Annotated in this window: 10 protein-coding genes; 2 read left to right on the forward strand and 8 right to left on the reverse strand. The window is 35.9% G+C overall.

Going from position 1 to position 8,953, the window contains the following annotated elements:
- Positions 1-56 precede the first annotated feature (56 nt).
- The gene (gene rpmA, locus EGH73_RS10940; protein WP_007842221.1) at positions 57-314 is read right to left on the reverse strand and encodes a 50S ribosomal protein L27; all 258 of its coding nucleotides are present in this window, start codon (positions 312-314) and stop codon (positions 57-59) included.
- 28 nt (positions 315-342) lie between these two features.
- Complete coding sequence (rplU, locus tag EGH73_RS10945; RefSeq protein ID WP_089771053.1) at positions 343-738, reverse strand: 50S ribosomal protein L21; 396 nt, start codon at positions 736-738, stop codon at positions 343-345.
- 524 nt (positions 739-1,262) lie between these two features.
- Here rplU and EGH73_RS10950 point away from each other — a divergent pair.
- Complete coding sequence (locus EGH73_RS10950) at positions 1,263-2,762, forward strand: GH3 auxin-responsive promoter family protein (RefSeq protein WP_123281866.1); 1,500 nt, start codon at positions 1,263-1,265, stop codon at positions 2,760-2,762.
- 18 nt (positions 2,763-2,780) lie between these two features.
- Here EGH73_RS10950 and EGH73_RS10955 read toward each other — a convergent pair whose 3' ends face one another.
- A complete protein-coding gene (locus EGH73_RS10955) occupies positions 2,781-3,116 on the reverse strand; it encodes a DMT family transporter (protein ID WP_089771051.1) in 336 nt (111 codons plus the stop codon).
- Between the two features lie 63 nt (positions 3,117-3,179).
- Here EGH73_RS10955 and EGH73_RS10960 point away from each other — a divergent pair, with 63 nt between their 5' ends.
- Positions 3,180-4,415, forward strand: coding sequence for an MFS transporter (locus EGH73_RS10960; protein WP_123281867.1), 1,236 nt, complete (start codon positions 3,180-3,182; stop codon positions 4,413-4,415).
- Positions 4,416-4,470: 55 nt separating this feature from the next.
- On the opposite strand, the gene glmM is transcribed toward EGH73_RS10960, so the two are convergent.
- The 5 genes from glmM to EGH73_RS10980 all read right to left on the reverse strand — a co-directional run bounded on the left by glmM (position 4,471) and on the right by EGH73_RS10980 (position 8,752).
- Positions 4,471-5,853 (reverse strand): phosphoglucosamine mutase, encoded by a 1,383-nt coding sequence (glmM, locus tag EGH73_RS10965; RefSeq protein ID WP_123281868.1) that lies wholly within the window; start codon positions 5,851-5,853, stop codon positions 4,471-4,473.
- A gap of 84 nt (positions 5,854-5,937) precedes the next feature.
- Complete coding sequence (locus EGH73_RS14025) at positions 5,938-6,081, reverse strand: hypothetical protein (RefSeq protein WP_164467762.1); 144 nt, start codon at positions 6,079-6,081, stop codon at positions 5,938-5,940.
- A 6-nt stretch (positions 6,082-6,087) separates the two neighbouring features.
- Complete coding sequence (feoB, locus tag EGH73_RS10970) at positions 6,088-8,118, reverse strand: ferrous iron transport protein B (protein WP_123281869.1); 2,031 nt, start codon at positions 8,116-8,118, stop codon at positions 6,088-6,090.
- The gene (locus EGH73_RS10975; protein ID WP_123281870.1) at positions 8,118-8,372 is read right to left on the reverse strand and encodes a FeoA family protein; all 255 of its coding nucleotides are present in this window, start codon (positions 8,370-8,372) and stop codon (positions 8,118-8,120) included. The genes feoB and EGH73_RS10975 overlap by 1 nt, the downstream gene beginning before the upstream one ends.
- Positions 8,373-8,482: 110 nt before the next feature.
- Positions 8,483-8,752 carry a hypothetical protein gene (locus EGH73_RS10980; protein WP_123281871.1) on the reverse strand — a complete coding sequence of 90 codons (270 nt, stop codon included), beginning with the start codon at positions 8,750-8,752 and terminating at the stop codon, positions 8,483-8,485.
- Between the last annotated feature and the right edge of the window lie 201 nt (positions 8,753-8,953).

Here is an 8,953-nt window from a genome sequence, read left to right on the forward strand (position 1 = left end):
GTTTTTCAGTGGCCTCCTAAAAAGCCGGGATTTTTTATGTTATAAAACGCTGTTGATTATGCGTTTGGTTCAACAGATACAAAAGATCTGTTGTTTGCTTTCTTTCTGAAAACTACTTTACCGTCTACCAATGCAAACAAAGTATGGTCTTTACCCATACCAACGTTTTCACCTGGGTGGTGTTGTGTGCCTCTTTGTCTGATGATGATGTTACCGGCAATAGCTTCTTGACCTCCGAAAATCTTAACACCTAGTCTTTTAGAGTGAGATTCTCTACCGTTTTTGGAACTACCGACTCCTTTCTTGTGTGCCATTTTATTTTAAGCTTTTTTGGATTAAAAATTATTCAGCAGATTCGCTGGTTTCTGTTACTTCAGCTTTAGCAGCTTTTTTAGGAGCAGCTTTTTTAGCCTCTTTTTTCGCACCGTCAAATCCAGTAATACCAGTTACAAGAATTTGAGTTAATTGCTGTCTGTGACCATTCTTCTTAGCATAACCTTTTCTTCTTTTCTTTTTGAAAACGATTACTTTGTCAGCTTGAACGTGGTCAAGAATTTCTACATCTACGGTGATACCGTTTACAGCCGGGGCACCTACAGTTACTGTACCGTTCACAGTAAGAAGAACTTTGTCAAAAGAAACTTTCGCTCCTTTATCTCCTTTCAAACGGTTCACAAACAACTTTTGGTTTTGCTCAACTTTGTATTGAAGCCCTGCTATTTCTACAATTGCAAACATTGTTTATAAATTTTTATAATTATTCGAGGTGCAAAAGTAAACATTTTGTTTGAAAAACACAAGTATATTTCTAAATATTTAGTTTTGTGATTATTAATATTAATTTGACTTCGTCAAATCTAAAGATTTGGGTAGCTTAATCCGCCTATAGTTTATCCTGAGCTTGTCGAAGGACACCCAAACCTTTAGGTTCGACGAAGTCAATCTTTTCACTCCACTACGTTGCGTAAAAATGATTTCTGCTCAAGTCGGGCTGCAGATTCTACATAAAAATAAACTTTCAATTAAAATAATACCATTTGTTATTTCTTAGGAGACCTAACGCAGTAGTGAGCGAGTCAATTTCAATAGATTGGATTCCTAAGAAAGGATGACTCTTTGCTAAGTTTTACGGCTTTGCGACCATAAAAATGTTTTCAATAATAAATAAATAAAAATCTTTGCGCACTTTGCGTTTAAAAAACATATTCAAATTAACAGATATAGAAGATAAACTCTAAATTTGACAATTGAAAATTTTATCAATGCTAAATTTTATCAAGAAAAAAATTGCCCTCATCTGGGCAATAAAACATATCGAAAAATCCAAGAGTTTTAAAACCAATGCGATTCAGAATCAGCAGGATTTACTTTTAGATTTGGTAAAAACTTCGGAAAAAACATTATTCGGAAGAGAACATCGATTTGAAACCATAAAATCAATTGCAGATTTTCAAAACAATGTTCCTATTGCAGATTACGAAGATTTAAAACCATATATCGAAAAAATCAAAAAAGGACAATCTAAAATCCTATGGCCAGATTTGCCGGAATATTTTGCCAAAACATCAGGTACAACGTCCGGTTCCAAATACATTCCGATTTCCAAAGAAGCAATGCCTTTTCAGATTTCCGCTGCCCAAAGTGCGATTTTCCATTACATCGCAAAAAAAAATAATGCAGATTTTGTTGGTGGGAAAATGATTTTCCTTCAAGGATCTCCCGAATTAGAAGAAGTCAATGGTGTAAAGACGGGAAGACTTTCAGGAATTGTTGCCCATCATATTCCAAATTATCTTCAGAAAAACAGATTGCCAAGCTGGAAAACCAATTGTATCGAAGATTGGGAAACCAAAGTCGATAGAATTGTAGAAGAAACTGAGAATGAAAATATGACTTTAATTTCCGGAATTCCGCCTTGGTTGATAATGTATTTTGAAAAACTGATTGACAAACACGGCAAAAAAATCACACAGATTTTTCCAAATCTTCAGTTGATAATTACCGGTGGCGTTAACTACGAACCTTATCGCGAAAAGATGAATGAATTGTTAGGTAAACCTGTCGATATTGTCCAGACTTTTCCCGCATCGGAAGGTTTTTTTGCATTTCAGGATGATTATACAAAAGAAGGATTATTGCTTTTGACCAATCACGGAATTTTCTACGAGTTCATTCCGTTAGAACAATATGGAAAACCGAATGCAGAAAGATTAACTCTGAAAGATATTGAATTGAACAAAGATTATGCATTGATTCTAACGACTAATTCCGGACTTTGGGCTTATTCGATTGGCGATGTGGTGAGGTTTATTGATAAAAATCCATACAGGATTTTAGTTAGTGGAAGAACGAAACATTTCACTTCAGCTTTTGGCGAACACGTGATTGCATTTGAAGTGGAAGAAGCGCTGAAAGCAACCGTTGAAAAATTTCCAGCTCAGATTACAGAATTTCATCTCGCTCCAGAAGTGAATCCAACAGAAGGTTTACCTTATCATGAATGGTTTATCGAGTTCGGAAAAGAACCGGAAAACTTCGAAGCTTTCAAATCTGAATTGGATTTACAGCTCAGAAAACGTAATACTTATTATGATGATTTGATTTCCGGAAATATTCTGCAACCTTTGATTATTACGAAACTTAAGAAAAATGCTTTTCAGGATTATGCCAAGTCTGAAGGTAAATTAGGTGGACAAAATAAAATTCCTCGTTTGGCGAATGATAGAAAAATTGCAACTGTTTTGTCAGATTTTAAATTGTAAATTTTATTTACATAGTTGTTAATGACTCACAGCTTTTAGTCCGACAATAGAGGCAATCAATGTAAAAACAAAAAATAACCGCCAGAATGTTGCCGGTTCTTTGAAGATAAAAATTCCGACAATGACACCACCCACAGCGCCAATTCCCGTCCAAACCGCATAAGCATTTCCGATAGGTAAGCCGTTTTGCCCGGAAATAGCCTTGAACATTAGAAACATACTGGTAAAAAGACAAAGAAAAAACCCAATCCACCAATAGGTACTTTCTTTCCCAGATGTTTCTTGTGCTTTGCCTAGGCAAGTCGCAAAACCGGTCTCGAAAAGTCCTGCGATAATCAGTATAATCCAATTCATTTGGCGAAGATAAAAATTTGAAAATATATACCGAATTCTTACTCGAACTAGTAAATTTGTATAATGATTTCTTTTACACCCCTTCGAGTTTTAAAAAATATAGAGTTCAGACATCTTTTAACAGGTAGATTTTTCCTGATCATCGCGTTCCGAATGCTGGCAACTTTGCTGGGGTGGTGGGTTTATCAATTGACAAAAGACCCGTTTTCCATTGGATTGATTGGACTTTCCGAAGTAATTCCGGCAGTTTCTTGCGCGCTTTATGCCGGTCATATTATTGATATGAATGAGAAGAAAAAACTTCTTCTGATTTGTAATTATGCCTATGTTGTTTTGATAAGTCTGCTTCTTATTCCGGCTTTTCTTAATCATAGACTACATTTCACAGGACACGAGATTACTTATTTTATTTATGGCGTCATTTTCTTTACCGGAATTTGCCGTTCATTTCTGGGACCCTTGGTTCCTTCTATGATTCCACGGATTGTGAAGCAGGAGAATCTTCCTTATGCAGTGACTTTAAATCAGGCGATTTTTTTGATTGCCTCAGTTTCCGGGCACGCTTTAGGCGGTTTTTTAATTGCTTTAATTACCATTAAATGGACTTTGGTTGTCATTGTATCAAGTTTGATAATAGCTTCTCTATTCTTTTGGACTGTAAACAAACAACAATCTGAAAACAAAAATAAAGATGTTAAAGTTTTCGAAAGTATGAAGGAAGGCTTGGCTTATATCTATAAAACCAAAGAAATTCTTGGTGCACAAATGCTGGATATGTTTGCCGTTCTTTTTGGAGGTGCAGTCGCCATGATTCCGGTTTTTGCAAGTGATATTCTGAAAGTGGGCTCGGAAGGTTTTGGATTGCTGAATGCGGCTTCTGATATTGGATCTATGATCATCATTATTACACTTTCGATAGTTCCATTAAGAAAAAATCAAGGAAAAATTCTATTGTTTGTAGCTTCCGGATTTGGGCTTTGCATCATTGGATTTGGATTATCAAAACTGTATTGGCTCTCGTTTGCATTTTTGGTCCTGAGTGGTATGTTGGATGGGGTAAGTGTAGTCATCAGGGGAACCATTGTTCAGTTGAAAACGCCGGAAGAAATCCGAGGGCGAGTTCTGAGTGTGAATTCAATCTTCATCATGTCGAGTAATGAACTGGGTCAGTTTGAAAGTGGATTGACAGCAAAATTGATGGGCGTTGTGCGATCTGTTGTTTTTGGAGGAACGATGACCGTTTTGACAGCATTATTTATTGGCGCAACTTCTAAAAAATTGAGAAATATGGAATATTAATAATGATCGAAATATTGCAAAATAAAAAAGGAAGCCAATTTGGCTTCCTTTAATTTTATATCAAACTTCTGATTTTCTCAATCATATCGTCTGCGAGTTTATTTGCTTCTTCCTGAGAAAAAGCTTCGGTATAAATCCTGATAATCGGTTCTGTATTAGATTTTCTCAAGTGAACCCAATTGTCTGCGAAATCGATTTTCACACCATCAATGGTCGAAATGTCTTCGTTTTTAAATTCATCCTGAACTTTCACAAGCAACGCATCAACATCAATTTCAGGAGTCAATTCGATTTTCTTTTTGCCCATAAAATAAGCTGGATAACCTGCTCTCAGTTCAGAAACAGTTTTATTTTCTTTGGCTAAGTGTGTCAAGAATAAAGCAACACCAACCAGAGAATCACGACCGTAATGCAGTTCTGGATAAATGATTCCGCCGTTTCCTTCACCACCAATGACTGCATTTTTTTCTTTCATCAAGTTTACAACATTCACTTCTCCAACAGCACTTGCAAAATATTCTGAATCGTGAGTTTTCGCCACATCTCTCAGAGCACGGCTTGAAGAAAGATTAGAAATTGCCACTCCATTTTTGTTTTTCAAAAGGTAATCTGCAACGCCAACCAAAGTATATTCTTCGCCAAACATTTCGCCTTTTTCATCTATCAAGGCAAGTCTGTCCACATCCGGATCCACCACGATTCCCATATCTGCTTTTTCTTTTTTAACCAATTCGCAGATGTCGCCAAGATGTTGTTTCAAAGGCTCCGGATTGTGAGGGAAATGTCCGGTTGGTTCGCAGTATAACTTCACAACTTCCACGCCCAATTTCTCCAAAAGCGGTGGAATAGAAATCCCTCCAGTAGAGTTAACTGCATCCAAAACTACTTTAAATTTCTTAGCTTTTATCGCCTCTACATCTACCGTTGGTAATTCCAAAATTTTCTGAATATGAATATCAAAACCATCTTCTCTGGTTTCATATTTTCCTAAATCATCAACCTCCGCATAATTGAAATCTTCATTTTCCGCCAAGGTCAGAACTTCTGCACCATTTTCTCCGCTGATGAATTCGCCTTTGTCATTCAATAATTTCAAAGCGTTCCACTGTTTTGGATTGTGAGAAGCTGTCAGAATAATTCCGCCATCGGCTTTCAGTTCTGGAACCATGATTTCTACAGTTGGCGTGGTAGAAAGTCCTAAGTCAATCACATTGATTCCCAAACCCTGCAAAGTTGACGCAACTAATGAAGAGACCATTTGACCGGAAATCCTCGCATCACGGCCGATAACAAGCGTTAAGTCTTTTTTATTTTTATTATTCTGAAGCCAAGTTCCGAATGCCGAAGCAAATTTCACTACATCAAGTGGCGTCAAGTTATCATTGACTTTTCCGCCGATAGTTCCCCGGATTCCTGAGATTGATTTTATTAATGACATTTTATTTTTTTAAGGTTTGACAAAAATACGATAATATCATTTCCGAAAAAAAATAAAAGTTTTAGACATTAACAAATTATTAAGTCAAGAACACCCACAATCCTTATCACAGTTTTTCCCTTTACTTTTCTTGGAAAACGTTTTAGAAAGTTTACGGACAATAGCATATAAAGATGTCAGAACCAAAAGTCCGATAATCACATATTGTAGTATAAGTGTACTGTCCATTTTTTATTATTTAAGAATCTGATAAAAAATGAATGCAGAAAAGTATGCCAATAATGTCATTGAAATGGTTTGTAACATTGTCCATTTCAAACTTTTTGTTTCACGGTAAACAACCGCAATGGTAGAAATACACTGCATCGCAAATGCATAGAAAATCAAAATCGAAACGCCTGTTGCAAAACTGAATACTTTTTCGCCATTTGGTTTTACATCCAGTCTCATTTTTTCAATCAGTTTTCCTTCTGGTGCTTCATCGTCCAAGCTGTAAAGTGTAGATAATGTTCCGACAAAAACTTCTCTAGCTGCAAAACTGGTAAGGATCCCGATGCCCATTTTCCAATCGTAGCCGAGTGGCGCAATTGCTGGTTCCATTGTTCTTCCTATTCTTCCAAGATAGGAATGGTCAAGCGAAGAATCTGTTGCCAAAATTTCATCTTTATGCTGAGACGGGCCAAAATAACTCAGAGCCCAAAGAATAATACTTACTGTAAAAATTACTTTTCCGGCTCCGGAAATAAATTCCCAAACTTTACCCAAAACTAATTTGAAATCATAACCAAATAACGGCATTTTGTAAGTCGGTAAATCCATCACCAAGAAACTCTTGATTTTAGTTTTGATGAAACTTTTCAGAATAAAGGATGATATCAACGCCATTAAAAAACCTAATAGATACATTATCATCAAAGCAATTGCTCTGTATTTGATACCTAAAAAATTGTTATCAGGAATAATCAATCCGATAATAATACTGTAAATAGGAAGTCTGGCAGAGCAAGTCATAAATGGTGTTACTAGAATAGTAATCAACCGTTCTTTAAAATTTTCGATGTTTCTGGTGGACATAATCGCAGGAATCGCACAGGCTGTTCCGGAAACCAATGGGACGATACTTTTTCCATTCAATCCAAACGGTCTCAGCATTCTGTCCATCAGGAAAACGACTCTCGCCATATAACCTGAATCTTCTAATAGATAAAGGAAATACAAAAGAATTCCTATTTGTGGTGCAAAAACTATAATCCCACCAATTCCAGGAATGATTCCGCTGGAAACCAAAGAATTGATCGGCCCTTCAGGAAGGTGTTCTCCTGAAAATAACGATAACCAACTGAAGAAATCCTCAATCCAAGTCATTGGATATTCTGCAAGGAAGAAAACTCCTTGGAAAATCATTAATAAAATAAATAAGAAAACAACATAACCCCAGAATTTGTGAACCAAAACTTTGTCCAATTTTTCTGTCAGTAATTCTTTTAATTGAGGTTTCTTTTCGGTAATCTGAGCTGTGATTTTATCAATATTTTGATACCTCCTAACGGTTTCCGTAATCTGAAGACGCTTCGGAACACTGCACTTGGAATCTTCCTGAGTAATAATTTCGTGGATGTTTTCAATTTTTCCGAGATAAGTATCTGCGGCTAGAAGAGTCCAGATTTTGTAAAGATTTTTTTCTGATGTATTAGATGAAATCTTATAAACCAAAGATTTTTGCTCCAGCGGAATTTCGAAAGAATTATTGTCAGAAACTTTAAACTGATTGGTGAAAATCGCTTCACGCATGGTTTCTATTCCGATATTTTGTTTGGCGTTGGTTTCAAAAACCGGAATATTCAGTAGCTCGGATAATTTTTTTGGATCAATGGTGATGCCACGTTTTTCCGCTTCATCAATCTGATTCACAACCATTATCGCCGGTATTCCCAGATCCTGAATCTGCTGGAAAAGAAGCAGACTTCTTCTCATATTGATGGCGTCCGCAATGTAAACAACGCCAGAATAATTCTCCTGCTCCTGGATCAGGTATCTTGAAAAAATAGCTTCGTCCTCAGAAGTGGGATAGATACTATAAGAACCGGGCAAATCTATTACCTCGATTTCTTCGTTTTTGTAAGTGTAATTTCCGGAATGGCTGGCAACAGTAACACCGGCATAATTACCCGTTTTTTGCTTTTTGTTGCAAAGGATATTAAAAAGTGTGGATTTCCCGACGTTGGGATTTCCGACCAATAAAATCTGTTTTTGCTTGTTCTGCATTATTCTGCTACTTCTACCTGTATGAATCTTGCTTCTGCCTCTCTTAGGGCAATTCTGGTTTTTTCTGAGCCGTATTCGATGTACAGCGGACCGTTGAACGGCGCCTGATAAAGCACTCTGAAAGTAGTTTCCGGAAGCAGTCCCATTTCTATGATTTTAGTAGGCATCTGCAGGTTTTCATTGTCGTAGCCAGTGATTTTTCCGACTTGGTTTTTCGGGAAACAGCAGAGTTTATCAATGTGTTTTGTTTGCAAGACTAAAAAATTTTTGGACTACAAAGATAGCTTATTTTAAATAAATCTAAATAAGATATTTATCACAAAAAAAACCGGGAATCTATCCCGGCTGATTTTATTTTTTCTTTTTAAAATCCCGCTTGATATAACGCAAAGCAATAACCCCAGTCTGGAAACATTACAGGCATTTGTGATAAAACGCCAGCTGCAATAAAACAATCGGTAGATGACATCATTTTTTTTACAGTAATTTTTTCTTTACTTGCTTTTTCAGAACTTTCTTTTGTTGTTTTCTCTATTTTTAATAGAGATTCATCTTGTTTGTTAATTGGTTCTCCACTTTTTGCAAATGTTAATGACATAGAAAATAATGCAATTGTCAATAGTGCTTTTTTCATAATAAGTTGCTTTTAATTTGTTAATATTAAAATGTAAATATTATTTTAATAAAAACAAATGCTATTTCAAATTATTTTTTATTTTTGTCAACGTTTTGAGAAATTTCTATTGGATTATCATTTGAATTCAAGAAATCTTTTGCAATTTTTTCTTGATTTTTAACAAATTCCCCTACTGTTTGTGGATTAGTTTCAAAACTT

The sequence above is a fragment of the Epilithonimonas hominis genome (assembly GCF_003730015.1).
Lineage (GTDB): Bacteria > Bacteroidota > Bacteroidia > Flavobacteriales > Weeksellaceae > Epilithonimonas > Epilithonimonas hominis.

Bases quoted from the DNA above. Each gene is read 5' to 3' on its own strand.
- EGH73_RS14025 (WP_164467762.1), bottom strand. From the start codon at position 6,081: ATGGACAGTACACTTATACTACAATATGTGATTATCGGACTTTTGGTT.
- feoB (WP_123281869.1), bottom strand. From the start codon at position 8,118: ATGCAGAACAAGCAAAAACAGATTTTATTGGTCGGAAATCCCAACGTC.
- rplU (WP_089771053.1), bottom strand. From the start codon at position 738: ATGTTTGCAATTGTAGAAATAGCAGGGCTTCAATACAAAGTTGAGCAA.
- EGH73_RS10980 (WP_123281871.1), bottom strand. From the start codon at position 8,752: ATGAAAAAAGCACTATTGACAATTGCATTATTTTCTATGTCATTAACA.
- EGH73_RS10955 (WP_089771051.1), bottom strand. From the start codon at position 3,116: ATGAATTGGATTATACTGATTATCGCAGGACTTTTCGAGACCGGTTTT.
- rpmA (WP_007842221.1), bottom strand. From the start codon at position 314: ATGGCACACAAGAAAGGAGTCGGTAGTTCCAAAAACGGTAGAGAATCT.
- EGH73_RS10960 (WP_123281867.1), top strand. From the start codon at position 3,180: ATGATTTCTTTTACACCCCTTCGAGTTTTAAAAAATATAGAGTTCAGA.
- EGH73_RS10950 (WP_123281866.1), top strand. From the start codon at position 1,263: ATGCTAAATTTTATCAAGAAAAAAATTGCCCTCATCTGGGCAATAAAA.
- glmM (WP_123281868.1), bottom strand. From the start codon at position 5,853: ATGTCATTAATAAAATCAATCTCAGGAATCCGGGGAACTATCGGCGGA.